27 protein-coding genes are annotated in these 25,993 nt (G+C 64.0%); 12 read left to right on the top strand and 15 right to left on the bottom strand.

What is annotated here, in order from left to right; all coding sequences use genetic code 11:
- The first annotated feature begins 25 nt into the window (after positions 1–25).
- From WDU96_RS02915 to WDU96_RS02895, 5 genes are read left to right on the top strand one after another with little or no spacing between them, the layout of a single operon-like run.
- Positions 26–790 (top strand): SDR family NAD(P)-dependent oxidoreductase, encoded by a 765-nt coding sequence (locus WDU96_RS02915; RefSeq protein WP_337336985.1) that lies wholly within the window; start codon positions 26–28, stop codon positions 788–790.
- On the top strand, positions 787–2,595 hold the full coding sequence (locus WDU96_RS02910) for a heparinase II/III domain-containing protein (RefSeq protein ID WP_337336984.1): 1,809 nt from the start codon (positions 787–789) through the stop codon (positions 2,593–2,595). Before WDU96_RS02915 ends, WDU96_RS02910 begins: the two co-directional genes overlap by 4 nt.
- Complete coding sequence (locus tag WDU96_RS02905; protein WP_337336983.1) at positions 2,595–4,565, top strand: DUF4962 domain-containing protein; 1,971 nt, start codon at positions 2,595–2,597, stop codon at positions 4,563–4,565. The genes WDU96_RS02910 and WDU96_RS02905 overlap by 1 nt, the downstream gene beginning before the upstream one ends.
- On the top strand, positions 4,562–5,206 hold the full coding sequence (locus WDU96_RS02900; protein WP_337336982.1) for a DUF624 domain-containing protein: 645 nt from the start codon (positions 4,562–4,564) through the stop codon (positions 5,204–5,206). Before WDU96_RS02905 ends, WDU96_RS02900 begins: the two co-directional genes overlap by 4 nt.
- Entirely contained in the window at positions 5,203–6,378 is a 1,176-nt protein-coding gene (locus WDU96_RS02895) for an MFS transporter (RefSeq protein ID WP_337336981.1), read from the top strand. Before WDU96_RS02900 ends, WDU96_RS02895 begins: the two co-directional genes overlap by 4 nt.
- Positions 6,379–6,387: 9 nt before the next feature.
- Here the strand turns inward: WDU96_RS02895 and WDU96_RS02890 are convergent, their stop codons facing one another.
- The 5 genes from WDU96_RS02890 to WDU96_RS02870 are packed head-to-tail and all read right to left on the bottom strand — an operon-like array spanning position 6,388 to position 10,597.
- Positions 6,388–6,870, bottom strand: a complete 483-nt coding sequence (locus tag WDU96_RS02890) for a GNAT family N-acetyltransferase (RefSeq protein ID WP_337336980.1) — start codon at positions 6,868–6,870, stop codon at positions 6,388–6,390.
- Positions 6,867–7,601 (bottom strand): glycosyltransferase family 2 protein, encoded by a 735-nt coding sequence (locus WDU96_RS02885; protein ID WP_337336979.1) that lies wholly within the window; start codon positions 7,599–7,601, stop codon positions 6,867–6,869. Before WDU96_RS02885 ends, WDU96_RS02890 begins: the two co-directional genes overlap by 4 nt.
- Positions 7,598–8,968: a bifunctional PIG-L family deacetylase/class I SAM-dependent methyltransferase gene (locus tag WDU96_RS02880; protein ID WP_337336978.1), complete on the bottom strand. Its 1,371-nt coding sequence runs from the start codon at positions 8,966–8,968 to the stop codon at positions 7,598–7,600. The genes WDU96_RS02885 and WDU96_RS02880 overlap by 4 nt, the downstream gene beginning before the upstream one ends.
- A complete protein-coding gene (locus WDU96_RS02875) occupies positions 8,968–10,038 on the bottom strand; it encodes an acyl-CoA dehydrogenase (protein ID WP_337336977.1) in 1,071 nt (356 codons plus the stop codon). The genes WDU96_RS02880 and WDU96_RS02875 overlap by 1 nt, the downstream gene beginning before the upstream one ends.
- A 1-nt stretch (position 10,039) precedes the next feature.
- Positions 10,040–10,597, bottom strand: coding sequence for a Dps family protein (locus tag WDU96_RS02870; protein WP_337336976.1), 558 nt, complete (start codon positions 10,595–10,597; stop codon positions 10,040–10,042).
- 92 nt (positions 10,598–10,689) lie between these two features.
- Here WDU96_RS02870 and WDU96_RS02865 point away from each other — a divergent pair, with 92 nt between their 5' ends.
- The gene (locus WDU96_RS02865) at positions 10,690–11,199 is read left to right on the top strand and encodes a DUF6328 family protein (protein ID WP_337336975.1); all 510 of its coding nucleotides are present in this window, start codon (positions 10,690–10,692) and stop codon (positions 11,197–11,199) included.
- Here the strand turns inward: WDU96_RS02865 and WDU96_RS02860 are convergent.
- Positions 11,182–12,543 (bottom strand): hypothetical protein, encoded by a 1,362-nt coding sequence (locus WDU96_RS02860; protein ID WP_337336974.1) that lies wholly within the window; start codon positions 12,541–12,543, stop codon positions 11,182–11,184. The two genes, WDU96_RS02865 and WDU96_RS02860, sit on opposite strands and share 18 nt — an antisense overlap.
- A 144-nt stretch (positions 12,544–12,687) precedes the next feature.
- Between WDU96_RS02860 and WDU96_RS02855 the strand changes: the two genes are divergently transcribed.
- Entirely contained in the window at positions 12,688–14,004 is a 1,317-nt protein-coding gene (locus tag WDU96_RS02855; RefSeq protein WP_337336973.1) for a molybdopterin-dependent oxidoreductase, read from the top strand.
- Entirely contained in the window at positions 14,001–14,444 is a 444-nt protein-coding gene (locus WDU96_RS02850; protein WP_337336972.1) for a hypothetical protein, read from the top strand. Before WDU96_RS02855 ends, WDU96_RS02850 begins: the two co-directional genes overlap by 4 nt.
- Before the next feature lie 51 nt (positions 14,445–14,495).
- On the opposite strand, the gene WDU96_RS02845 is transcribed toward WDU96_RS02850, so the two are convergent.
- From WDU96_RS02845 to WDU96_RS02835, 3 genes are read right to left on the bottom strand one after another with little or no spacing between them, the layout of a single operon-like run.
- Positions 14,496–15,185: a methyltransferase domain-containing protein gene (locus WDU96_RS02845; RefSeq protein WP_337336971.1), complete on the bottom strand. Its 690-nt coding sequence runs from the start codon at positions 15,183–15,185 to the stop codon at positions 14,496–14,498.
- The gene (locus WDU96_RS02840) at positions 15,182–15,808 is read right to left on the bottom strand and encodes a TIGR04282 family arsenosugar biosynthesis glycosyltransferase (protein ID WP_337336970.1); all 627 of its coding nucleotides are present in this window, start codon (positions 15,806–15,808) and stop codon (positions 15,182–15,184) included. Before WDU96_RS02840 ends, WDU96_RS02845 begins: the two co-directional genes overlap by 4 nt.
- Positions 15,805–16,464 (bottom strand): glycosyltransferase family 2 protein, encoded by a 660-nt coding sequence (locus WDU96_RS02835; protein ID WP_337336969.1) that lies wholly within the window; start codon positions 16,462–16,464, stop codon positions 15,805–15,807. Before WDU96_RS02835 ends, WDU96_RS02840 begins: the two co-directional genes overlap by 4 nt.
- Positions 16,465–16,578: 114 nt before the next feature.
- Here WDU96_RS02835 and WDU96_RS02830 point away from each other — a divergent pair, with 114 nt between their 5' ends.
- The gene (locus WDU96_RS02830) at positions 16,579–17,310 is read left to right on the top strand and encodes a response regulator transcription factor (protein ID WP_337336968.1); all 732 of its coding nucleotides are present in this window, start codon (positions 16,579–16,581) and stop codon (positions 17,308–17,310) included.
- On the top strand, positions 17,307–18,479 hold the full coding sequence (locus tag WDU96_RS02825; protein ID WP_337336967.1) for a sensor histidine kinase: 1,173 nt from the start codon (positions 17,307–17,309) through the stop codon (positions 18,477–18,479). The genes WDU96_RS02830 and WDU96_RS02825 overlap by 4 nt, the downstream gene beginning before the upstream one ends.
- 85 nt (positions 18,480–18,564) lie before the next feature.
- Here WDU96_RS02825 and WDU96_RS02820 read toward each other — a convergent pair whose 3' ends face one another.
- Entirely contained in the window at positions 18,565–19,614 is a 1,050-nt protein-coding gene (locus tag WDU96_RS02820; protein ID WP_337336966.1) for an NAD-dependent epimerase/dehydratase family protein, read from the bottom strand.
- Positions 19,611–20,423 carry an MTAP family purine nucleoside phosphorylase gene (locus tag WDU96_RS02815; protein WP_337336965.1) on the bottom strand — a complete coding sequence of 271 codons (813 nt, stop codon included), beginning with the start codon at positions 20,421–20,423 and terminating at the stop codon, positions 19,611–19,613. Before WDU96_RS02815 ends, WDU96_RS02820 begins: the two co-directional genes overlap by 4 nt.
- An 85-nt stretch (positions 20,424–20,508) precedes the next feature.
- Between WDU96_RS02815 and WDU96_RS02810 the strand changes: the two genes are divergently transcribed.
- The gene (locus tag WDU96_RS02810; protein WP_337336964.1) at positions 20,509–21,504 is read left to right on the top strand and encodes a formylglycine-generating enzyme family protein; all 996 of its coding nucleotides are present in this window, start codon (positions 20,509–20,511) and stop codon (positions 21,502–21,504) included.
- A gap of 16 nt (positions 21,505–21,520) precedes the next feature.
- Here WDU96_RS02810 and WDU96_RS02805 read toward each other — a convergent pair whose 3' ends face one another.
- From WDU96_RS02805 to WDU96_RS02795, 3 genes are all read right to left on the bottom strand, one after another.
- The gene (locus WDU96_RS02805) at positions 21,521–22,066 is read right to left on the bottom strand and encodes a YaeQ family protein (RefSeq protein WP_337336963.1); all 546 of its coding nucleotides are present in this window, start codon (positions 22,064–22,066) and stop codon (positions 21,521–21,523) included.
- A gap of 33 nt (positions 22,067–22,099) precedes the next feature.
- Complete coding sequence (locus tag WDU96_RS02800) at positions 22,100–22,402, bottom strand: DUF427 domain-containing protein (RefSeq protein ID WP_337336962.1); 303 nt, start codon at positions 22,400–22,402, stop codon at positions 22,100–22,102.
- 80 nt (positions 22,403–22,482) lie between these two features.
- Positions 22,483–22,983, bottom strand: coding sequence for a hypothetical protein (locus tag WDU96_RS02795; protein ID WP_337336961.1), 501 nt, complete (start codon positions 22,981–22,983; stop codon positions 22,483–22,485).
- Positions 22,984–23,061: 78 nt separating this feature from the next.
- On the opposite strand from WDU96_RS02795, the gene WDU96_RS02790 reads away from it, so the two are divergent.
- The gene (locus WDU96_RS02790) at positions 23,062–25,164 is read left to right on the top strand and encodes a S9 family peptidase (protein WP_337336960.1); all 2,103 of its coding nucleotides are present in this window, start codon (positions 23,062–23,064) and stop codon (positions 25,162–25,164) included.
- Positions 25,165–25,171: 7 nt separating this feature from the next.
- On the opposite strand, the gene WDU96_RS02785 is transcribed toward WDU96_RS02790, so the two are convergent.
- A complete protein-coding gene (locus tag WDU96_RS02785; RefSeq protein ID WP_337336959.1) occupies positions 25,172–25,972 on the bottom strand; it encodes a DUF1206 domain-containing protein in 801 nt (266 codons plus the stop codon).
- Between the last annotated feature and the right edge of the window lie 21 nt (positions 25,973–25,993).

The following is a 25,993-nucleotide window of genomic DNA, read 5'->3' as shown; positions in this document are numbered from 1 at the left end:
CGTCTCATCAGAACGGAAAGAATTCATGCAGATTGATCTCACCGGGCGCCGCGCGCTCGTCACCGGAGCAGGCGCTGGCATTGGAGCAGGCATCGCCCTGGCTCTTGCGAAGGCAGGTGCTGACGTTGTGGTCCACTACGCACACAGCGCTGACGGAGCACAGGAGGTGGTCGACACCATCACCACGCTGGGGCGCCGCGCCAAGAGCTGCCAGGCAGATCTCACGGTTTCGTCTGAAGCAACCGCTCTGGTCGCCGATGCTGCCGAGTTCCTGGGCGGCATCGACATCCTCGTCAACAACGCTGGCCACCTCGTCGGTCGCGCGACGGTGGAGGAGATGAGCGATGAGCACTGGGATGCCGTTATGGGCGTCAACGTGTCGAGCACCTTCTTTGTCACGCGTAGCGCTGTTCCCCTGCTGAAGGCTTCCGAGAACGGGCGGGTCGTGTTGATGTCGTCTCTCGCATCAGAAAACGGCGGCGGCGCGGGGTCAGTCGCGTACGCAGCTTCGAAGGCGGCCATTGTCGGCTTTGCGCGTGGTTTGGCGAAAGAACTCGCGCCCAGCAACGTCACCGTCAATGCGGTCGCCCCGGGCTTCATCGGAGAGACCGCGTTCCACAACACCTTCACGCCATCGACCGCACAGGCTGGTATCGTCGCGGGCATCCCGCTGGGCCGCGCCGGCACCGCAGATGATGTCGCCGACGTCGCGCTGTTCCTCGCCTCCGATCTGTCGTCGTATGTGACTGGTCAGGTCATCGACATCAACGGAGGGCTCAACTTCCGATGAGCCTGATCCCTCTTCGCCGGGGCGGCTGGTGGCACGACTACGTGTGTCCGACGCACGGGGTGGAACTCGAGCCGGCCATCGGCTCGATCTACCCCTGCTCGCACGGTTGCCAGCTTCAGGGTGAGCCCTTCGACGCAGCGTGGACGGTCTACCTGCATCAAGGCCTCGCCCGCGAAGCCCGGCTGCACGCGCACCGCTATCGCGCATCCGGCGAAGAGTTCGATCAACACCGCGCCCGGCAGATTCTGACTGAGTACGCACTGTTCTACGCCGACATCGCCTCCAGCGGATGGAACGAAGGCAGCGAATCATGGATGCTGCAGGGCAAGCTGTTCTCGCAGGCACTTTCTGAGGCGCAGTGGGCGGTCGGCATCGCCGATGCCGTCATCGCGCTCGCTGCGCGGCGAACTGCGCACGAGGAGCTCTCCCCCGAGATCGACGCGATGCTGGTGGGCTTGATCGACACGATCGAGCAAGCCCGCCACATTCTCGTCGTCGAGCGGGACGACCTTCGAAGCAACTACACCGCGTGGCTTGATGCGTCGGGACGACTGCTGCACCTTGCTCGGGTCGCGTGGGACCTCGCTGCCCCCGATGACAATCTCGAGGCGCGCGTATACGAGCACATGCGCGTCGCCGTCTTGGAGGACGGGTGGGAATGGGAGGGCTCGACTTATTACCACGTGTTCGTTTTGCGTGCGTACCTGCTCGCGCTGCGCGGCATCGACCCGCGCAGCATCCCGACCGACATCGTCGCCATACTGAGCAAAATGGTCGGCGTGCTGCCCGCGATCGCAGCCCCAGATGGTCGTCTGCCAATCATTCACGATGGGCCGTACGACCGCCTGGCCATGCATCGCGAAGTGCTAGAGATCGCGATGCTCGCCGGTCAGCTCGGCGACTCAGCGGCGCTCGGGCCCGTGCAGCGCTGGGTGCGCGAGCGACTCGACGACCAGCACGACGGCCTTGAAGATCTGCTCGGCGGGTGGTTCGGCAACGCGCCCGCGACGATTCTGAGCTCGGCTGAGCCCGCCACCATCGCATTCGCAAACGCAGGATTCGTCGTGTTGCGCGACCCGAGCGCTCGACTCACCGCGGTGCTCGACGCAGGAGAACACGGCGGTGCACACGGCCATCTCGACAAGCTTGCGCTCTACCTTTACGGCGCGAGCGAGCCCTGGCAGCCAGCACCCGGCGTGCCGCCCTACGCGAGCCCCCTGCGGCACGGCTACTACGCCCGCACGTTGGCTCACCCCACCGTTCGCATCGACGGCGAAGATCAGGCCGAGGCATCGGCGAGCATCACACACTGGAATGCCGCCTCCGGCGAGGTGAGCGCCATGAGCAGCGATGCCTGCGCCGGGTTCACATTGACGAGATCTCTCGTGCTCGACCGAGGCATCTTGGCCGATGTGTTTCGCGTGACATCAGATGATCACACCGAGCACCAGATCACCCTGGCACTGCGGCCGTCGGTGTCGTTTGCAGTTCAGGCGATGCATGGCGCGTGGAAGTCAGCCTGGCAGTCGGCAACGGGGGCACAGCTCACGGGCATGCACCTGTCGATGCAGCCTTCAGTACTCGTCGAATCGTCGGGCCGCGGGCCATCAGATGATCCGTCGGCTCTGCAGGCAGTGGGCGACTGGACGTGCACAGGCAGCAGCGCCGAGTTCGTCTCGCTGTACTTCTTCGATGACAGCGTCGTGCCGCTTCGCGCCTCGATCGTCGACTCCACCACCACCATGACCACCCTTCTTGTCGAGTTCACCGACGGACACACACGGAACATCGAGGTTTCCCGATAATGCATCCCCTCCTCATCAACGGTCGCGAAGATCAACTGCGCAGCGAACTCACCGGAGCCCGAGCGCCGCAGTTTCGGCGCCTGCTCGAAGAGTGCGAGCGCTACAAGTCGATCGCGCTCCCCCAGGAGCATCCACTCGCTTCGATCACCTACTTCGGACCGGCCGCCGCGAGCCTTGCTCTCGCCTACCGACTGACCGGTCAGGTTCACTACCTCGACGAACTGCGACGTTGGCTTGCTCCGCCGCTGGCATTTGCGCACTGGGGCAAAGCCAATCTGCCCGACCACGACCTCGATGCGGGCTGGATCCTGCACGGCTTCTCGCTCGCGCTCTCATGGGCTGGTGACGCTCTGGAGCCTGTCGAGCGGGAAGCGCTGGAGCAGAAGCTGCTGTTGCAGGGGCAGCGACTGTACAGCTTCGCGGTTGAGACCGAAGGTGGCTGGTGGTCATCGTCGTACTGGCAGAACCACAACTGGATCTGCTACGCCGGTCTGGCCACCGCGGGGTATGCGTTGCAGGGAATATTCCCCGAAGCGAAGGAGTGGACAGAGCGAGCCAAGGGCAACTTCAAGACAGTCTTCGAGATGCTTCCCGAAGACGGGTCGAACAACGAGGGCGTCGTCTACTGGCGCTACGGGGTGCCGTGGCTGGTCAGCTATCTCGACATGCTCAAAGAAACCGAGGGCATCGACTGGTTCACGGCAAGCCCGTACCTTCGTGAGACCTTCTGGTATCGCCTGTATCAAGCAGCCCCGGATTTCGAGCGAATCATCGACCATGGCGACTGCCACGACCGCCGCAGTGGTCACTCGGTCTCGATGTATTACAAGCTTGCGTCGGAATATCGGCTGCCGCAGGCGCAATGGCTCGCCGACAAGGTCGCCGAGGAATTCTTCTGGCGTGAAGCGTATGAGAGCGACGTGCGCCCGGGTGTGCGTGCCGAGGCATACCAGGAGTTGCTTTGGTTCGATCCGAGCGTTCAGGCAGCCGGCCCTGGTGATCTGCCGCTGAACCGTTATTTCTCAGACCTCGGCCTCGTCGTCGGCCGCACGTCGTGGCAAGACGACGCCACGATGGTCTCGTTCAAAGCCTCGCCGGGTGGCGGGCACAAGGCGTGGGAGAACGCCCATCAACACAAGCTCGACACCGGGTGGGTCACGCTCAATGCCGGACACCACCACCCCGATTCGGGAACGTTCGTGCTGATCGGAAACGGCTCGTACCTCGCGCTCGATGAGGGCTACTCGTCTCGCAAGCTCACCGAGCACCACAACAGCGTGCTCGTCGACGGCAACGGCTTCGTGAACGAGGATCGCTATCACATCTTCGAGAACCTGCCGTATGAGCACACGGCATCGATCCTGACAACCACGCTCGGCAAGGGCTGGACTCACGCGGTGAGCGAGACCTCGGCCATGTACGACCCATCGCTCGACATCGAACAGATTCGCCGGCACCTGGTGCTCACCCCAAGCGGATCGCTCGTGATCCTCGATGATCTGATTGCGCGAACCGCCCGCTCGTGGACGTGGCTGCTGCAGACGCAGAACCGCCCGTTCGAGCTCGCGCCGCGACGGTGGCGCGCCGAAGCCGGCAACGGAGTCATGCCGATCACCTTCTTCGAAGATGACTCGCACATCGAGGTCGTCGAGACAGCCGTGCATGCGAACCCGACATCGTCAACGCCGAGTCTTGCGATCAGCAAAGTGCAACACACGCTCAAGCGAACCACCGCGCCGCGCGAGCGAGCTCAGTTCGTCACAGTGCTCGAATCGCAACGATGGGATGATGAGTCATCGGCCGAGGTCACGTGCGAGTTCGACGGTTCACGAGTGATCGTGCGCATCACGCGCGGCGAGCAAACCGAAGTGGTTGCACTCGACACCGCGGGCCGAGATAGCTTGATCGATGAACCGCAGATCAGCGGCGCCGGCTTCAACGCCCGCACCACTGGCGTTGGAGAGGAATGACCATGGTGCGCGCTCGGCCGCCCGCTCGAAAAACCCGTTGGGAATCGAGTCTGCTGAGCGCCCTAGCCACACCCGCGAATATCGTTCTCGGCGGCATCGCCGCCTTCTTGCTGGCGTTGGCGATCATCACAGCACTTCCCGCGATGATCGCCCTCGCGCGGGCGCTCACACGGTGGATGCGCGATAAAGACGACGCTGTGTTCACCAACACCTTTCGCGAGTTCGCGTCGACATGGCGTCGGTCTTTGCCATTGGGAGTTTTCGCTGCGTTTGTCACGTTCGTGCTCGCGGCCGACGTCTTCTTCTTGCTGGTGCAGATGACGACAGGATCGTCGACGCTGGCCATCGTGTTCGCTGCGGCCGCGGTTCCCATCGGCGTGCTCTTCTTGCTCATGCTGCTGGCGGTGCCGGTGGCGGCATCGCGTCTTCCTGACGAAACCCGCCGCGAATGGCTGAACGAGGTGGGCAGCATGTTGCTGCGTCACCCTGGCCGGTCGCTCGCGATGCTCGTGCTGGGCGTGGCGATCACCGTGGGGTGCGTGCTGCTTCCGACGCTGATCCCCTTCGTCGCACTCTCGCTTCCGGTATACGCCGGGCTGCGCGTCTGGGGGTATCAGCACGACACCCCCACTTCAGAGTGAAAGCCCCTTGGGCCGGACTGCGCGATACCCCGGGCGCACTGTGGGTGCTGTACCTCGACACCTTCACCATGGCGGTGGGCTTTTATATGCTCATCCCCCTGCTCGCATTTCATCTGCTTGAGAATCTCTCGCTGAGCATTGCGTTCATCGCTGTGCTGACAGCGGTGCGTTCTGCGGCACAGAATGGGCTGATGCCCATCACGGGATGGATCGCGGACCGCATCGACTACAAGCGGGCGATCCTCGGTGGTGTGCTCATTCGCGCCGCAGGATTTGCCGCTCTGGGCACCGTCGACACTCCCGAACTGCTGCTAGTCGCGTCAATCCTCACCGGCCTCGGCGGTGCGCTGTTTCATCCGGCGAGCTATGCCGCCTACTCGGCGCTCGCCGAGGGGCGTGACACGGTGCGCGTCTACTCCACTCGCGAGCTCGTCTCGAACGTCGGATTCATCGTCGGGCCGGTCATCGGCGGTCTGCTCGCCGGCGCTGACTTCGCCCTCGTCAGTTTCGGAGCCGCTGGCCTCTTTCTCACCGCATTCTTCATCACCCTGATCGGCCTGCCCAGCGGCATGTCAACGTCGGCGAAAGAGCGAACCTCATTTCGCACGGTCTTCTCAGACCGCCCGTTCATGCGCTTCTGCCTTGTGGCAAGCGGCATGTCTGTCATGATCACCCAGCTGTATCTCGTTGTTCCGATCCGTGCCCGTGACGTACTGCCCGGCCCAGAAGGGGTCGGGCTGGTCTACACCGGCGCTGCGGTGCTCATGGTGTTCACGATGCTCCCGACCACGAAGTTCGCCACCGCCCGCTTCTCGTCGTACAAGATTCTGGCCTTTGCAGCGCTAGCACTCGGCAGCGGGCTCGCTGTGATGGGACTGTGGTCATCGATCGCAGGTCTGCTGGTCGGCGTCGGCATCTTCACGGTCGGGCAGATGCTCGCGCAACCGGTGATGAACGCGGTAGCCGCTGGCTTCACCCACGCCGGGTCGGTCGCCAGCTACTTCGGCGTGCTCGGGCTCGCGCATGCCGTCGGCGGCATCATCGGCACCACCGCGGGCGGCTTCCTCTACACCGTCGCTGAGTCTGACAGCTGGGCGAGCAACCTGGTGTGGTGGGCGTTCCCGGTGTGGGCGCTGATCGTCGGCACCGCGTTCGTCAAACTGAAGAAGTAGCGTGCTGCACTAGCGGCGAAGCTTCTTGCGCAGATAAACCTCTTCGATGCCGTCGCCCTGATCGACTCGTTCCGCCTCTACGTAGCCGCAGCTCTCATAGAGCCGAATGTTGGCCTCGCTCAGGCTGCCGGTGAACAGTTCTGCCTCCAGCGCGTCAGTATTGCTTTCTGCTGCCTCAAGCAGGGCCTGGCCGATTCCCAGTCCTTGCACGTCGGGTGCGATTGCGATGCGCCCGATGAGCAACCGACCCTCGGCTTCGCGCGCGCGGATCGCGCCGACCAGCCTGCCGTCGATACGCGCTGCCCACCCTTGCGTGTCGCGCAGCTCGCTTTCGACTTCAGCGAGAGTCTGCGTGAGTGGGGGCATGTCGACAGAGCGATAGATGATCGCCTCTGACACGAACGCGGCACGTTGCACGGTCAGCACCTCGCCAGCATCTGCCGGTCTGAGAGCAGAGATCTCGATCTCAACGTCTGTCTGGTGATCGCTCACGATGCCGTCCACTGTTCGTCGAGCGCCGCGTCTGCAGGCAGCAGATCAGCCGCTTGATTGCGCAGGTATGCGGCATACCCGCCGGGTGTGCGGCCTTCAAACCGGCCCGACGTCAGCACTTCGGCGCTGTCGCTCGCGGCCACAGCAGCGCCGATGGCGCGGCACTGCGCGACGAGGCCAACATCTTCATGCTCGGCAACAGCGTTGAATCCCCCCGCCGCAAGGTACGTGCTGGCACGCACACCCAGGTTGGCACCGTGCACGTGGCCGTTCGGTTTGCCGCGAATGTGGGTCTTCAACCAGAGCGCGCGGTGGCTGCGTGAAAGGTCGGCGAAGTCTGGACGTACCGTGCCCACCACGACGTCGTTGCCAGCATCTGCAAGACTGCGCTGCGCAGTGAGCCACTGCGGTGGCACCTGTGAATCCGCATCGGTAACCGCGATCCATATCCGTTCGGCCTCAATATCGTCGAAGTCAGCGAGCGCGGCCGATACTCCAACCGCACGTGCAGCCCCCACCGCGGTTGCCGATACCTCAATCGTCTCGAACGGAAAGCGCGAGGCGATCTGCGCGGATTGATCCGTGCATGCGTCCAGAACGACTCTGACTTCGCAGGGCAGATCGATCTGCCGAGTAGCTGCGTCCACCGACTGCAAGCACCGGGCCAGCAACGCTTCTTCGTTATGGACGGGAACCACGACGACAACCGCGGCGATAGGAAAGTCGCTCACCTCAGCCCCTCCATCTGCGCTACCGACACTGCTGGCGACCGCGTGAATACCTCGAGCACGAAGTCCTCTTCTTCGTGAAGAGCTACCCGCGACCACGACTTCACGTCTCTGAGCGCGCGATGCACCTGATCACCGCTGAGTGGATAGTCCTCAACATGGTGCCGCCAATGGCACGCGAGCACGTAACCGTCCCACGCGAGCGAATGCTCAATTCGTGCGATCGTTTCACGCAAGTCGTCTGACGACAGGTAGTACCCCACTTCAGAGAGCACGATCGTGTTGAAGGTGCCTTCGGGCCACCACTCTGGCACCATCGCTTGCCGCACAGTCACAGCATCATGGGCCTGCACACGCTCGCTCGCCCGTTCAACAGCCGCCTGGCTGGCATCGATCGCCAGCAGCGAGCGAGCGCGCGCGGCGATCTGTTCGGTAAGCAGACCCGTGGCGCAGCCGATCTCAAAGACGTCACCCAAGGCTCGGGTGGGCAGGCTCGCCATCGTGATGGCACGCTTGCGCTCTTCATACCAGCGCGTGTCGAATCCCCACGGGTCTTCGTGTCGGGCATAGAAGTCTTCGAACCACTGCCGCGTCAACGACGCGTTGTCGTCTGACACGCGTTCCTCCTCTATGAACAGTTCCGCGGCACGCGAGAAGTGTTCGAGCATGCCGGGCGAGATGATCGCTTCATCGCCAGCTGCGCCAGAGAGCGGCTCAAGCTGGGAAGTGTGTGCGCGCATGGCGTGCGATTTTGCTGCGCGCGCTTGGCGACCGAGCCCGACCGCGCGACAGCGATTCCAGGGCAAGTCGTCTGGGCAGCCCCAGTGCCAAAGCCATACCGGATACCCGAAGTGCCTCATGCTCCGCCTCGCGAGCGCGCGCGCCACGCAACCCGCGGCGATGCGGTGGTCGCGATGACCGTCGCCTGACCAGGGGGCGACGACTAGCGTGCGTTCTGAATCAGGCAGCTCGTCAATGAGCCGCACCAGGTGGGCGGTGAGAGTGGCTTCGTTCTCGCGCAACGATCCGTCAGGCAGCGAAAGAAAGTGCAGCGTGGCTTCGGGCGCAAGCGTCGTCACGGCCCGCGCCACTTCGTCTTTTCGAAGCGTGCGAAGCTCGTCGGGGGAATGCGTTGGGGAATTCGGGTGCGATGCTTCGCCGTCCGTCGCCACGATGACCATGACGCGCGCGCCACGACGATGCGCCTCATGGAGCAAGCCGCCGGCACCGAGCGTTTCGTCGTCTGGGTGAGCTGCCACGACCACAAGGTCGTCGAGCTGTACATCTAACTCGGGTAGCGCTGCGAGCCTCGGGTCGGCGCGCCATTCGCCTTCTGCGGTGCCCGGCGACAGATGAGTGAAGGTGACCATCAGTGCTCTGCCTCTGCGATCAGGTTTCGTCCGAGGCGCTCGCTATCGCGCAGCCCGTGGTGTTGACGCAGGTACAGATGAAGATCGGCGACGCGACGCGCGTGTGCGTCATCGGCGACGAGAGGAGCGGGGCCCAGAGCCGCGTCCGTCTCGGCGAGCACCCGCGTCGCAGCGCCTGCAACTACGGTTCGTACGCGCTCGGCGAGAATCTTGGCCTCAGCTGCCGCGACATGACCCGAGTCGACGAGATCGGCAGCCTCACTCAACGTCGCACGAGCGGCCCAGAGTGCGGCATCAGCGTTGCCTAGGTGCACCCGCGCAAGCTGATCGGCGCGATCAGAAGCGGCGGCCGCTTGCAATGGTTTCGCCACTCCCTCGGCGGCACCCCACCAGCACGCTGCCACTGACATGCCGCCCCAGGCAAAGCCGGAGCGGGTGAGATACCACCCGGGCTCTCCCACGGGCACAGCCGTCACCTTCTCGAAGGTGATCGGCGCGCTCACGACGTCAGACAGACCCCGCGCGAACCAGGGTCCGGTATGCGCCTCGACGCCAGCCGCGCCCAGGTTCACAGCGAAAAGTTGCCGCCTGCCGTCGTCTCTCGTCGCGGTGACGAGCGCGTGCGTCAAATCGGCTCCGAGGGAGCACCAGGGCTTTGTACCTGACAACTCCCACCGCCCCTCGCGCTCAATTGCGGCGAGGCGCACGTCTGCGGCCTCTGCGGCAAACACGCCCCACGTGGAATGGGGCGTGACCTCAATGCTCTCGATGTTCTCAGCAGAACTCGCTGCGCTGTCGTCACTCGACTGTTCGAGAATGCTCAGCGCATCAAGGTGAGGCTCGAGCATTCTCGCGGCCGACACGCTCAACCGTGCGGTCGAGGCGAGCAGCTCCCACAGCTGGCGGGTAGCACCATCTCCCACCATCGGAGCTCGTTGCCCGACACCCCGACACCAATCCAGCGTGGCGGCGACGTCAACCCCGAAATCGTCGACCTCTGCGGCCGCGTCGAGCGCTGACGCCGCGAGGGAGCACGCGCTCCCCCCCGGATCAAGCGTCAGTGGCGCCATGTCACGAACGCGCGGGCTTTCGGTTCTCGGCGCTCACCATCCAGGCGAATTGCTCGAGCTTCTCGAGCACCGCGTGCAGCACATCTGCACTCGTGGGGTCTTCGTCGTCAATCGGGTCGTGCACTTCGCGGATTGTCGCGACGGTCGCCTCAAGACGGGCGGTGATCAGATCGACGGTCTCTGCGGTGTCGATCTCACCCTGCGGAAACTCCGGCAGTGTTGTGGTCGCGGCAACGGTGTCACTGCGGCCATCCGGGATCGCATGCAGCGCACGCATGCGCTCGGCCACCGTGTCGCTGAACTCGCGGGCGGCGTCAATGATCTCGTCAAGCTGGCGATGGGTGTCGCGGAAATTGTGGCCGACAACGTTCCAGTGCGCCTGCTTGCCCTGCAGCTGCAGTTCGAGCAGGTCGACGAGCACTGCCTGCATTTTCTCGCGCAGACCTTTCGACGCGACAAAGCCCTTCTCGGCATTCTGGCGTCGTGTGCTTTTGGCACCCGCGCCTCCGGGTGCTGAACGGCGATTGTTGTTCTGTTCAGGTGTGGACTCAGTAGCCATGATGTTGAACCTCCACCAGCGAGAATACGAGGCCGTCACCGCTTCTGCCTTGGGCTTGACAACCCCTTTAGTGGAGGCTAATCCTCTTGACTATGGCGTCTGATTCACATGAAACCTCGCCCGCCGACGATCGCCGCAATGATGGCCGAGGCGAGTCAGCCAACGAGCGTGCCGACCGCAACTGGGACGAGCTCATGCAAGAGACGCGAGTGATGCAGACGGGCACGCAGATTCTCAGCGGATTTCTGCTTGCCGTGGTCTTTCAACAGCGCTTCACCGACATCGACAACGTGCAGCTCGCGCTCTATGTGGTTCTCGTCGTGCTCGCTGCGTGCGCGTCAATCTTGGCCCTGGTGCCGGTTCGCATGCACCGCAAGTACTTCGCCCGCGGGCGCAAGGCAGAACTGGTCGCCACGACATCGAAGCTGGTAGCCGCCAACCTCGTCGTTGTCGGCGCCCTCTCGGTCGGAGTCACAACGCTGATCCTCGACGTCGCGCTGGGACGTACCGCGGGAATCGTCACGTTGGTCATCGGAGCAATCGTGGTCGTTGCGCTGTGGTTGGTGAGGCCTAGTCCCGTGGCATCACCAGCTGGTGAGTAGCAAATGCTGCACCACGACGGCAAACGTCAATTGCCCGACCAGCCCCCATCGTCGCCAGCGCTCAGAAAGCAAAGCTGTGCCCACGAGCAGCCACGGCACGAACGGCAACCAGATGCGCTCGACTTCTGCCTTGCTCATCTGAGAGAGATCAGCCAGCAGCACCGTGACGAACGCGGCCGTCGCCAAGAAGACGATGACCCGCTCGGCCGTGATGGCTGAACGCACGCTCGGCAGCCGCTGAATCGCCGCCGCGACGGCGGCCCCCACGAGCGGACCGGCGCTGAAAGACAGCGCCGCGAAATTGCCCCACATCCAATACCAAGCCGGACGACGGCTGGCGATTCCATCCCAGTAGCGTTCGACGAGAACCGGGTAGGCATCCCACCACACGAACCCGCCCGCCACGAACGCGAGCACGACTGCAACAGCAGCCACGACCGCCCAGGGCAAGGGCGTCCAGTTGCGCGCCACCAGAAGAACCGTCACGGCGAGCACACCGAGCAGCGGCAGGCCGTACGACATCATCACGCAGTAGCCGAGCACGAGGCCGGCACCCGCCGCCCACAGCGCGGTGCGTGCCCAGCTTTTGGCCATCGCGGCATAGGCAAGCAGACACAGCCCCCACGCGGCTACCGCCCCAAACATGGCGTCGGCAGACACCGACATCCAGATCGCTGCCGGCCCGAGAGCGATCAGCGGTGCGGCTTTGCGCGCCGCGCTTTCTGCACCTAGGCGCCGCAGTGTCGCCATGACCGCAACCGAAGTCGTGGCGGCAATCACTGTCACGACCAAGCCCGCGGCTAGCCCGCTGCCCAGCCCGATGTTCACCAGAATCACGAAGAAAAGCAGCGCACCTGGCGGGTGGCCAGCAATGTGGACAGGCCAGTTATCGACCGAATCCAGCGGAATATGCGCAATGTACCTGCTCAGCACCGCGCCGAAGTCGGCGACCTCACGCGCCGTGCGCAAGTACTCATACTGGTGCTCGAGTATCGTGCTGATGCCGTCGAGTCCGTCCACGGTGGCAAGAGCCAGCATCCAGAAAAGGCTCGCCCCGAAAGCGACCAGCAGCAACCATCCCCAGCGAAGCCGCGCCGCAAGATCCGAGGCATAGCGAATCGCGAAGCCCGCGAAGATGATGGCAGCGATCGTTCCTGGTCCGACCCGCGGCATCCACTGCGCGTGAATCGGCGGAAAGTACCTGATGTGCACGTTGAGACCGGTGACGAAGGGTACGAGCATGGCCAGGGTGATCAGCCCCAGCGAGATGCCCAAGCCGATCCAGGGGGCCGTCGTAGCAGCGCGGCTGCGAGGCACAGCCGCGGCGAAGGGTTCGGTCGTCACTCTTAGAGGTTAGAGAGTGACGCCTCAATCGTCGTGAACCAGACCTTACGAGTCTCGAACGTGAAGCGTTTCTGCTTCGTCACATTCCGCGCACACACCCGCTCACAAGGCCGCATAGAGTCGGCACGAGAAGGAGGTGGCACTATGCCCGTTGCCGCGCGCGTGCAAAGAGCGTTGCACCAGGTGAGGCACTCCGTTGCTGCGCCCGCCCGAAACCCGCGCATGGCCGTCGTCATCGGTCGCCTGCTCGCACTCGCGTTCCTGCTGTGCTTCGCAACCGGGCTGTACAGTCACTTTCTGCAGAACCCCGCGCCGTGGATGGTCTTTCCCACCCGGCCGGTGTGGATCTATCAGGTTTCGCAGGGCCTGCACATCACTGCCGGGATCGCCTGCTTTCCGTTGCTGCTAGCCAAGCTCTACACCGTCTTCCCCGAGCTGTTCCAGAGTCCCCCGGTTCGCTCTTTCACCCATCTGCTCGAACGCGCATCGATCGCGGTGCTGGTGTCAGCATCCCTCGTTCAGATCACCATCGGCCTGCTGAACACCTACCAGGCGTACGCATGGTTCGACTTCTCGTTTCGTCTCACCCACTACGCCTTGAGCTGGGTCATCATCGGCTCGCTCGCGATTCACATCGGCGTGAAACTTCCGCTCATCGCACGGTATTGGCGCAAGCGGGACTCGTATCACGACGATGGCTCGGTGCTCGAGCGCGTTGACGATGAAGATGATCCGGATGCTGCGCTTGACGTGCCCGACGAGCTTCGGCGCCTGACGGGCGAGTCTCAGACACACGGCGTCACGGGTCGCGTGTTCGCGTGGATCGACAAGACGCCACCTCCTGCCGACGACTCTGCTGATGCCCGCGCCTCTCGGCGTGGATTTCTCACCGCGGTCGCTGCCGCCGTGGGCGCGGTGGTCGTGCTCACCGCCGGCCAGTCATTTCGGCTCTTCGACGCCACCAACCTCTTCGCCCCCCGCAAGCAGGGCGTGGGCGCACAGGGCCTTCCCGTCAACCGCACGGCCAGCGCGGCGGGTGTGCTCGAGAGCGCTGTGGCGCCCGAGTGGACGCTCGCCGTTTCTTTCGGCGGCGTGCGAGAGGTGTTCTCTCTCGCACGCCTTGAGGCGCTCCCCCAGCACGACGTCGTGCTGCCGATCGCCTGCGTCGAGGGTTGGAGCCAGAACGCGCCATGGCGCGGGCCGCGCCTGAGAGACCTGCTCGACGCGGTAGGCGCTCCCGCTGACGCGCACGTGCGGATCACGAGCTTGCAAGAGCGGGGAGGGTTCGGAGTAACCGAGATGCAACCGGAGTTCGTCCGTGATGAACTCACCCTCGTGGCCCTGAGGCTCTACGGTGAAACACTTGACATCGATCACGGCTACCCCGCCCGAATCATCGCTCCCGGCCGACCCGGGGTGCTGCAAACCAAGTGGCTCAGCACGATCGAGGTGATCTCGTGAAAGCGACGCGCATCGCCCTGATCACCGTCGGCATCCTCGCCATGGTCGTCGGCGCAGTGGTCTTCGCCAACGACGTGCGACCAGACCAGTACCTGCCGATAGCCACCTGGTTGGTCGCAGCGCTGATCGTGCACGACGTGCTCATCGCAGGTTTGGTGTTCGGCGTCGCCTTGGCCGGGCGCAGAGCAGCAACGCGGGTGCCGGTCGCGCCGATCGTGATGGTGCAGGTCGCGCTTGCGCTGGGCGGGATCGTTTCACTGATCGTGATTCCCGAGATCGTCAAGGCCGCCATTGGCACCGCGAATCCGAGCGTGCTGCCTCTCAACTACGCGCTCAACCTCGCGTGCTTCCTCCTGGTGCTGGCGGTCGCGACAGCGGCAGCGGTGGGACTGCACGCGCTGCTGGCGCGACGATTAGACGCACAGCGCTTCGAAGCCTGACCACGTGCGATCCTTGACGCGGCAGCGACTCCGCCGCGGCTCATCGGTACCTCAGCGCTTCGGTGCGTGCGAAGCGCGATCCTTGCGCAATACGACGAAGCGTCGCTGACCGTCGGCCCATGCGTCTGCGACAACCAATCCGCTGCGGCTGCCCACACGCGCAAGCGCCGCCGAGCCGACGCGCGCCCACGGGAACGGTGCGCTCTCATGGCCGTCCTGGCCCACAGCGGTGTACACCGCGCAATCGAGAAGCTCCGGGTCAACATCAACCTCGACCACAAGGCATCCGTCGTCTGCCATCAACTCAGCGCACCGTGAGACAAGGGCCGCCGGGTCACCGCCAATGCCGATGTTGCCGTCCATCAGCAGCACCGTCGCCCACAAGCCCTCGAGCGGCAGCCTCTCGAAGATCGAGCGTCGCAGCACGGGGGTGCCGTTCGTCGCGGCGAGCGCGGCAGCATCCGCCGAAACATCGATTCCGAGCGCCGCGAGCCCGTTCTCTTCGGCCGCGCGCACCATGCGACCAGGGCCGCAGCCGACGTCGAGCAACGGTCCATCGAGATCGGCGAGCACAGCCAGGTCGACCGCGTTGGCGGGCGATCGCCATCCTTCGACGTCGAGCACAACCGTTCCGGTCGGGTCATCAATGCGACGCAGCGCCAGTGCCGAACTGCCGGTTGCTCCAAGCATCAGCGCGTAGGGCTCGTCGCCGCCGGCGCCAAAAGAGATCAGTGTGCTCATGATCGACTCCCCACCGCGTGCAGGGCGCTCGCTTCGCTGACGGCGTGCGCGAAGCGCGACCCGGGGATCTCTGCCGCGACACTGTGCGCGTCTGCGGCGAGATCGACGTCGAGCAGCGTGACGAGATGCTCGACACTGAGCGCAGCCCGTTCCAGCGCCGCCAGCTGAAGTGCTCCGGTATCGGCCTGCGACATCGCAACTCCGCGGATGACGTCTCCGCGCGGTTCGCGCATGCCCAGCGCCCAGAAGCCGCCGTCGGCGGCCGGACCGAAAACCACGTCGGTGTGGTCGGGCCAACGCAGCTGTGCGGGCTTCACTTGCGGAGTGTCCATGCCGATCAGCAACATCGGCTCGTCGATGAGATCGAAGATCGCGCCAAGCCGTTCATCGAGTGTTCCCCGCGGTTGGGCGATCACCTCAAACCCTTCGTGAGGGGTGGTCGTGGCATCACCGTCGAAGTACAGAATGTGGCGATCTGCAGCAACCCCACGAGCGGTTTCGAGCGTGTCAGCAAGGCTCGCAGCGGCGATCTTCGCCGCCTGCTCAGGCGTGAACGATGGTGATAGCCGGGTCTTCACTCGCCCCGGTACGCACTCTTTGGCAATCACGACGACGGCGGTCATGCGTTCGTCTCGCGCAGAATACGGCTCATGTCAGAAATCGCTGTCGCTGTTCCTCTGACGGTTCCAGTCACTTTTGAGCGTCCCACGCGGGGCGCATAGGCGACATCGGTTTCGACAATGTTCCAGCCTGCGGCGGCCGCGCGCAAGACCATTTCGAGCGGGTAGCCACTGCGCCGGTCTCGCAGGTCGAGATCGACGAGCGCCTGAGTGCGTGCCACGCGCATCGGCCCCAGGTCACTCACTTTGACGCCCGACACTCGTGCGATGCGACGGGAAAGCGCCCTGTTGGCGATGCGAGCGTGAAATGGCCAGGCAGATCGTTCGGTGGGCACTCGGCGGCCAAGCACCAGATCTGCGCCGCGGTCGAGCATGGCAACCAGCCGGGGCAGCTCAGCAGGATCGAGAGACGCATCGGCATCACAAATGGCGACGACCGGTGCGGTCGCCGTCGCAACTCCGGCAGCCACCGCTGCCCCGAACCCTTTGGCGCTCTCAGTGATCACCGTGGCTCCAGCCTCACGGGCGATGTCGGCCGAGTCATCGGTCGATCCGTTGTCGACCACGATCGCGCGGTAGCCATCAGGCACCCTCGACAGCACCCACGGTAGAGCTCCGGCCTCATTGAGGCACGGAAGCACGAGATCGACCTGAATCATCCTTTGACGTTAAGCCCCGTACACCTCCTCGTCACCTAGGAAGTCTTACGGATCACAAACGGCGTATGATTCCGCCCGGGATCACGCGCTGACCCGGCGTAATGTGAGGGTGTGATGTCTGAACCCGCCCGATCGTTGGCCAACAATGACCTCACCGATCGTCGCGTGCTTGTCGTCGACGATGACCCCACCGTCTCTGAAGTCGTATCGGAATATCTGCGCTCGGCGGGTTTCATCGTTGATCGGGTATCTGACGGTTTTGCGGCGATTGACGCCGAGGCGCGCATCTCGCCAGATCTGATCGTTCTCGACCGGATGCTGCCGGGCATCGATGGCATCGAAGCATGCCGCCGCATCCGCAGCTCAAGCTCGACTCCGATCATTCTGCTCACGGCTCTCGGCAGTGAAGATGACCGCATTCGCGGGCTGGAAGCTGGTGCCGATGATTACATCACCAAGCCCTTCTCGCCCCGCGAACTCGTTCTTCGCGTGCGATCGGTATTGCGCCGATCGCTGGCTGAGCTCGCTCCTGAATCAGCTCTTGACCGTGGTCCGTTCCGAATCGATCCGGCCGCGCGCGTGGCGATGATGAACTCGGTGCTGCTGAACCTGACCGTGCGTGAGTTCGATCTGCTCGCGTTCTTGGTGAAGCATCCCGATCAGGCTTTCAGCCGCGAAGACCTGCTCTCGCGAGTGTGGGGATGGACGCACGGCGATCTGTCAACAGTCACCGTTCATGTGCGCCGATTGCGCGAGAAGATCGAACCCGACCCGACTCACCCAGTGCTGCTGACGACCGTGTGGGGAATCGGCTACCGGCTGGACCTCAAGGAACACACCAAATGACCGGTCCCGAACTGATGCACGTAGCGGGCCTCGCGCTCGTCATCACCCTGATTGTCGGCGGCGCCGCCGTGCTGCTTCTGATAATCCTGCGACGTGCATCGCTGATCGTGCAGGTGCTCGTGCTCGTCTTCGCCGCAATCGTCGGGGTGATCCTCAGCATCGTCGGCGCGTCATGGCAGATGTACATCTCGGCGCATGACCTCACTGTCGCCGTGAACGCCGCCGTGATCTCGGGTCTGGTCTCGCTCGTGTTGGTGGCCGGGCTCGGAGCAGTCGTGGTGCGAAACGCAAAGTCGCTATCGCTTGCTGCGCGACGAATTGGCGAAGGCGAGCGGGTCGATGCTGTCGGTCCCCAATCGGTCGGCGAGCTGACAGCGCTCGCGGGCGAACTGGTCGCCATGAGCGCCAAGCTCGAGGAGTCGCGCGAACGCGAGCACCGCATCGAAGAGTCACGTCGTGAGCTCGTCGCATGGATCGCACACGATCTTCGCACCCCACTGGCGGGAATCATGTCGATGGCAGAGGCCCTCGAAGACGAACTCGCTGCCGATCCGCAGCGTTATCACCGTCAGATGAGAGAGCAGGTTTCTCGCCTCTCGGCGATGGTCGACGATCTGTTCGAGCTGTCGAAGATCGATTCCGGTTCATTGCGGCTGTCGCTCGAAGAGGTCTCGCTCTATGACGTCATCAGTGACACCGTTGCTGATTTGCGCCCGATCTCGGGCGCACGCGAGATTCGCATCGAGTCAGAGAGCGGCGCGAGTGTGATCGTGCGCGCTGACCCACGTGAACTCTCGCGTGCGGTGTCGAACCTGCTGGTGAACGCGATTCAGCACACCCCCGAGGGCTCTCCGATCACCGTGGCCGCGTCGGTGACTGACGGTCGCGCGTGCGTCGCCGTGATCGATATGGGCGGCGGTATCGACGAGGCAGACCTCGCGCGGGTGTTCGATCCGGGTTGGCGCGGCGCCACAGCTCGAACACCTCAACCGCAAGAGACCAGTGCGACGTATCCGATGCGCTCAAGCGGCGCCGGCCTGGGCCTTGCCATCGTGCGCGGCATAGCCGCCGCGCACGAGGGTGAGGTCACTGTGCGCAACGTGCCGGGCGGATGCCGCTTCGACCTCATTCTTCCGCGGGCGGGCGAGTCCGCAGGGTCATTCGCCTAGCACTACGCAGGGCGTGAGCGACTACGCCGGTCGCGACGGGGGTTGCTCAATCCCGAAGCGGGCACTCAGTCGCGAAGCGAGTGACTCAGTCGCGAAGAGGGGATGCCGCAAACTCGCGCAGCCCCTCGGCGAGGCCAACCGACGCAGACCATGCCAGTTCAGCGTGTGCGCGCTCAGATGACGCAGTGATGTGTCGCACATCGGCTGCTCGAAACTGTCCGGTGACGATGGGCTCCGGCCCGTTGCAGACACGGCTCAGTTCGCTCGCAACGTCGAGGATGGTCGATACCGTGCCCGAGCCGATATTGAAAGCACGGGAGGGCGCAGCATCCATTCGTGCTGTCCACTCCATGGCCGCGACGTTCGCCGACGCGATGTCGTCGACGTGCACGAAGTCTCGTCGCTGCCCACCGTCTTCGAAAACGCGAGGGGCCTGTGCATGCTCGAGCGACGAGCGAAAGATCGCTGCCACACCGGCATAGGGCGTGTCTCGCGGCATGCCGGGGCCATACACGTTGTGGTAGCGCAGCATGGCCACCTTTCCGCCGACCTCGTGTGCCCAGATGGTGGCAAGGTGCTCTTGGGCGAGCTTGCTGGCTGCGTACACGCTGCGCGGATCGAGAATGGCGTCTTCGACGGTGAGAGCTGGGTTGAGAATCTCTCCGCTGGCTGGATCACGGGGTTCGAACATGCCGTTCTGCAGGTCTTCCGCGCGTCGCGGGCCGGGGCGCACATCTCCGTGATGGCCGACGTAGCGACCTTCTCCGTAGACCACCATCGACGAAGCGAGCACTAACCGGCCGATCTCCGCACGGCTCATCGCGGCGAGCACTTCTGCCGTTCCCACAGCGTTCGCACGCATGTAGTCAGGCGCGTCACTGAAGTCGACGCCCATGCCGACCTTCGCTGCCTGGTGACTGACGACGTCAACACCTTGCATACACCGATCTAGCGCTGCGGGGTCAGTTACGTCGGCCTCGATGAACTCGACTTCCCTGGCGATCTCGGGTCGGGTCTGGTGCACCGAGGGCACGAGCGCATCAATAACCCGCACTTCCCAGCCACGAGCCAGCGCTGCAACGACGATGCGCGAGCCGATGAAACCGGCTCCCCCGGTGACAAGTACGCGCGTCATTGCTTCACCACCGCGTCGATCGCGGCACGATCGATCAGTTCACGTGCGGCATAGTCGGCCGGCAGCGCTGTGACGATCCGTTCGATCGCGCCGACCAAGCGCGGTTTCGCTTCGTGCAACACGGCGAAAACCGCCTCGGCGGTTACGGCGTCTTCAGACGTCTCTCCCGTGTCGAGATCTGTGACGAGGCAGAGAGCCGCCGCGTCGATGCCGAGTTCTGCGGCGAGCGCGATCTCGGGATAGAGCGTCATATTCACCAGGTCGACTCCGCCCGCTCGGTTGATATGAGACTCCGCTCGCGTTGAGAAGCGGGGCCCCTGAATGACGAGAACCGTTGCGCCGTCGCTGAGTTCGGGGCACGCATCGAGTGCCACCCTTCGCAGGGCGTTGTCGAACGGGTCAGAGAACGGCAGGTGTCTCACGACGTTGCCGTCGAAGAATGTGTCCGCACGGCCGTGCGTGCGGTCAACGAGCTGGCTGGCCAACGCGATGGTGCCGACCGGCAGCTCGGGGTTGAGCGAACCCACTGCGGCGGTAGAGATCATCGCCTTCACCCCCAGCGCGGCGAGCGCCCAGATGCAGGAACGCGCGTCGATGCGGTGCGGGGGAACGGAATGATCACGCCCGTGCCGGGGAACGAACGCCACCACGTGCTCACCGATCCGGCCGATCGTGACTCGCACGGTGGCGCCGTAGGGCGTGGCGATATCGACGTCTTCGCCGCGGTCGAAGAGTTCATATAGACCAGAGCCGCCAACGACCCCGACCATGGCCTGCGCAGTCACATTTGCAGAGGGAACACCAGTCATCTCCCCACATTGTCACGTCGGCCGCCCCGAGCGCGATCCACTCTCTTACGAATCGATGACCGCGAGCGCGGCATAGGCTAGAGGCATGGGTGACGACCGCGAGATTTCCGAAGATTCCAGCTGCGGATCGAACTGTTCATGCGGAGCTCCCTCCCGCGGTGAGTTCCTCACGATCGGCGCTCCTTCTGCGGCGCCGTCGACGGTGGATGTTGCACCAGCGGGCCGGCACGAGATCGCCCAGGCGCTGATTCCTGCGGGCACTTTCGTGATGGGCGACTCTTCGGGCGACCGCAACGAGGGCGACGGTGAAACTCCGCAGCACCGGGTAACGCTCGACGCGTTCTCGATCGATGCCACCTCGGTCACCAATGCCGCGTTCGCGCGCTTTGTCGACGAAACCGGCTATCGCACCGAGGCTGAAACTTTCGGCTACTCGGCGGTCTTCCATCTCGCCCTCGCCGCCGAGCCCAGCGACGTCATCGGCCAGCCGCCGGGAACACCGTGGTGGCTCGGTGTCACTGGTGCCGACTGGCGCCACCCGGGCGGCCGCAGATCGTCTGTCGACGGACTCGATGAGCATCCCGCCGTGCATATCAGTTGGAACGATGCTGTCGCCTACTGCGAGTGGGCTGGGCGCCGACTGCCCACAGAAGCCGAGTGGGAGTGCGCGGCGCGCGGTGGGCTGGAGAGCAAGAAGTATCCCTGGGGTGATGAGGAGCCCGACGCTGGCGGCGCCTGGCGGGCAAACATCTGGCAGGGGCAGTTTCCTCGCACGAACACTCTCGACGATGGCTTTCTCACCACCGCGCCAGTGCACACCTTCGAGCCGAACGGTTTTGGCTTGTGGCAACCTATCGGCAACGTGTGGGAGTGGTGCGCTGACTGGTTCGATCCGCGGTATTACGGCATCTCCCCCGAGCAGAACCCGACAGGGCCCGATTCCGGACAGACCCGGCTGCTGCGCGGCGGTAGCTACCTCTGTCACATCTCGTATTGCAACCGATACCGCAATTCGGCTCGCAGTCAGAACACGCCTGATTCGTCGATGGGCAACGCGGGATTCCGCACCGTCGCGGCGTAAACCCCGCCAAGATCGGCTATGACGCCTCAACGGTGTGGTCGTGCACTGCTGAGCTGTACATCGTGCCGTTCAAGTCGAGGTAGAGCTGACGCTCAGTGACCGACAGCGTCATCGTGTTGCGTCGGTCGATGCTGCCCACCGCGTCGTCGATGAACCCGTGATCGAAACTGTGCATGGTGATCGACGCCGAGTCATGGATGCGCTTGCCCACCCAAGCGGCGCGCACCTTCTCGGGATCGCGGTGCGTGTAGATCGTGGTGCGGTCTGCCAGTTTGCTCGCGTAGTGCAGGCGCGGCGCGTCGGGAGCACCAATCTCGATCCACACGGTGATCTTGCCCGTCAGATCGCGCACCAGCACCGCCGGCTCTTCGGTCGAAGAGATGCCCTCGCTGAACACGATGCCTTCTTCATACTCGAGGCAATACGCGAGCAGCCGAGTCATCATATAGACCGCGGTCTCAGAGGGGTGTCGCGCGAGCCTCAGTGTGAGCTCTTCGTACACACCACGATCGACGTCTGCCAGCTGCACCGCGAAGGTGTGCATCGTTGCTCCGAGTGCCATAGGCACTGAGCCTACGCGTCGTCAGCGGCGTCGTTACTCCGCGACTGTGACGCTGCGATCGAATGCCACGAAGCCTGCAAAGTCTTTGCCCACGCGCTCTACGGCGCCCGGCCGCAAATCTGAGTAGCTCCACGCTCCGTCTTTGACGACCTTGTCGCCGATCTTCACGTCGAAGTACTGCGCAGCGCCCTTCCACGGGCAGGTGTAGGCAGTGGGGCTTTCGATGAAGAACTCCGAAACGAGGCTCGAGCGAGGGAAGTACCAGTTTCCTTCGATATAGGCGAGATCGTCCTGCTGCGCTTCGGCGATCGTCGTGCCGTCAACTACTGCCTTCATGATTCCTCCTGCCGCCGGATCATCCGGTGATGATCGCTATGGCTACGAGCGTATGCCCGTTCCACGGCATCAGGGCCGGGCTAGTGAAGGCTCGATTCGAGGAGGATAATCAGCACCCCGAAAGCGGCGGTGCCCAGCGCCCCGAGCAGCCGCACCCACCATCGTGAATCGCGAATCGCGAACGCCACAAAGCCGAGCACCCCGAGCATGACGGTAGCGGCGAGCAGTGCCCAGAAGATCGCGCGTGGCGGTGCAAGCACATCGAACATTCCAAGCACCAGCGGAATCGCGGGTAACACCGCTGCCTCGAGCATTCCCACCGACTCATCGGCACCGTGCTTGATCGACGCCCATATCGTTGCGCCGTCGGCTCGCTCGTCAGCGTGATGAGCGAGCGAGTACGCATACACGTGCGCTGACCAGAACACGACGAGCGTGACAGCGCTGAACACGAAGACCGACGCGATTGTGTCGCCCTCATGACGATTGACAGCCATCGCAGCGATCAGGCTCGCGAAAACCAGCAGCCCGTAGATCGCGGCCGGCGTTCCCAGGTGACGCAGTAGACGGTTCTTGACCATGGGGCAAGACTATCGAGGGTGTCGCTGCCGTCACCAATACCATTGGTTGATTTCGAGCGCGCGAGTTAGCGTGGTGCCATGGCCGCTACCCCCTTCGATTCCCTTGATGATTTCATCGCGCTTCCGCGTGTAGAAGCGGCAGCCTTGTCGCCAGATGGCACCACCGTGGTGCTCACCGTTGCCACGTTGAACAACGATGCGACGGGCTATGAGCGAGCGCTGTGGAGTGTGCCCGCAGACGGTGGCGGCGCGGCTCGGCGCCTCACGCGGTCGGCGAAAGGCGAAGCCGGAGCAACCTTCACCGCGAGCGGAGACGTGCTCTTCGTGTCGGCGCGGCCAGATGCTGAAGGTGATCGCGACGACCAGCCGGCACAATTGTGGCTCTTGCCCGCGGCAGGCGGTGAAGCGCGACCCATCACGAGACTGGCCGGCGGCGTCGATGCGATCGCCGCAACCGCAGAGGCGAGCCACCGCGTCGTCATCTCAGCCTCATTGCTGCAGGGCGCAGCGAGCATCGAAGCAGATGCCCAACTGCGAGGGCGGCGCAAAGAGAAGAAGGTCTCAGCCATCTTGCACGAGAGCTACCCGGTGCGATTCTGGGACCACGATCTCGGGCCGAGCGAGCCGCACCTGCTCTCTATTGACGTCGCAGACCTCGACGACACCATCTCGGCCGCTGTCCACGCCGCCGATCAAGAGTCCGAAGGCTTGCCAGGCACCGCGACTGCCGAGGCCAAGCCCTACCCGGCGTCGCTGCCGCGCCCGCAAGACCTGACGCCTCGACCTGGTCGCTCAGCCAACATTGCCGGAGCCTCGCTCACTCCCGACGCTCGCACCCTCATCGCTTCCCTCCATCAGCATGAGCAGCGCGGGGGCCGGCAAGCGTTGGTCGCCATCGACACCGAGAGCGGCTCGCACGCGACGCTTTTCGACGATGCAGGAGTGGACTACGAGAGCCCGGTCGTCAGCCACGACGGACTGCGACTTGCCTACCTGCGTTCAGAAAAAGCGACGCCGGCTGGCCCCACTGATACCGAGGTCTGGGTCGCCGCCCTCGACGGTGCCGAGCCGCAGCGTCTGGCTTTGAGCTGGGACCGATGGGCCACCAGTATGCAGTGGGATGCTGACAACAACGCCCTTCTCGTGACGGCCGACGACACCGGGCGCGGACCGGTGTTTCGCGTGCCACTTGACGGATCAGCACCGACGAAGTTGACCGACGACGAGTTCACCTACACGCACGTCTCGGTCGATCTCACCAGTGGTGGCTTTGTTGCCCTGCGCTCCTCGTGGGTTGTGCCGCCGCACCCGGTGCGCGTCTCGCCGAGCGGAGAGGTCACCGTGCTGGCGACTCCCGCGGCGACATCGGCGGCGCCCGGCGAGATCACCGAGGTAGAAGCCACCGCCGACGATGGCACCCGGGTGCACGGGTGGTTGCTGCTGCCCGATGGCGCTTCGGCACAAGCACCGGCTCCGCTGTTGCTCTGGATCCACGGCGGCCCGCTGGCCAGCTGGAACGCGTGGAGTTGGCGCTGGGCACCACTGCTCGCAGTCGCGCGCGGCTATGCCGTATTGCTGCCAGACCCCGCGCTATCGACGGGCTACGGACTCGACTTCATCGCGCGCGGTTGGAATGCCTGGGGATCCGCACCGTACACCGACCTTCTCGCCATCACTGACGAGGTGGAATCGCGCGAAGAGATCGACCACACGCGCACCGCCGCGATGGGCGGGTCATTCGGCGGCTACATGGCGAACTGGGTCGCCGGCCATACCGACCGATTCAGCGCAATCGTCACGCACGCGAGTCTGTGGGCGCTCGACCAGTTCGCGGGCACCACAGATTTATCGGTGTACTGGCAGCAGATCTTCACCGAAGACGCGATGCGAGAGAACTCACCGCATCGCTTCGTCGGCGACATCAGAACACCGCTACTCGTCATCCACGGCGACAAGGACTATCGGGTGCCCATTGGCGAGGGGCTGCGTCTCTGGTCGGAACTGGCCGAGCACCACGCCGACAACGAGGGGCGCATGGCGCACCGTTTCCTCTACTTCCCTGACGAGAATCACTGGATTCTGAAGCCTCAGCACGCCGTCATCTGGTACGAAACGGTGTTCGCTTTCCTCTCACAGCACGTGCTCGGCGACGAGACTCCGCGGCCTGAGCTTCTCGGCTAGTCGAGGCTCACATCTTGGCGTAGCGGGCGCGGGTGAAGCAGAAGAGTCCATAGATGGCGAGGCCTGCGCCGACGACCCAGAGAATCACCGAGCCGAACGGCAATTGTGCGAGCGAGTGAAGCGCCGCATCCAGTCCCCCGGCGGCCTCGGGGTCGTGGGTGACCGCAGCGACGACGAACAGTATTCCGGTGACCGCCACCGCGACCCCCTTCGCCACATAGCCCACGGTGCCGAAAGTCAGAATGCCCTTTTCTCTTTTGTCGCCCGGCAGATCAAGATTCTTCTTGAACGCCTGAGTGATGCCACGAACAATGAAGGCAACGCCGACGGCGGCAACGCCTAGCCCGACCAGGACGAGCAAGAAGACGCCACCGGGTGCTGCTAGCACGGTCGCGCTCAGGGTCTTGGTTGATTCGGATGAATCAGACTGCCCGCCGAGCGCGAACACCAGAGCGGTGCCGCCGATCGCGAAGTATGCCGCCGCCGTGCCGATGTACTTGGCGCGGTAGCCCCACTTCTTCTTAGCGTCGGAATCGCGTTCCAAGAATGCTTCAGCGACCTGCCAGACGCCCAGGGCGAATAGTCCGACCGCGATGATCCACAGCAGGGCGAATCCCAGCGGATTCTGTTGCAGTGCTTCCATCGCGCCGCCCTGATCGGCTTCGCCGCCGCCACCGGTAGCCACCGAGATGGCGATCGCCCCAATCACGATGTGCACGACGCCGAGAACCACGAACCCGATCCTGGCGAGCGTTCGGAAGATAGTCGAGCTCTGTGCTTTCGCTGCGGCGTTCTTAGGAGTGCTCATCGTCGCATGTTAGCGCGACGA

Origin of the sequence: Microbacterium marmarense (assembly GCF_037204165.1) — a bacterium.
Classification (GTDB): Bacteria; Actinomycetota; Actinomycetes; order Actinomycetales; family Microbacteriaceae; genus Microbacterium; species Microbacterium marmarense.
Note: the sequence above shows the minus strand (reverse complement) of the source record. Positions and strands in the feature narration are given on the sequence as shown.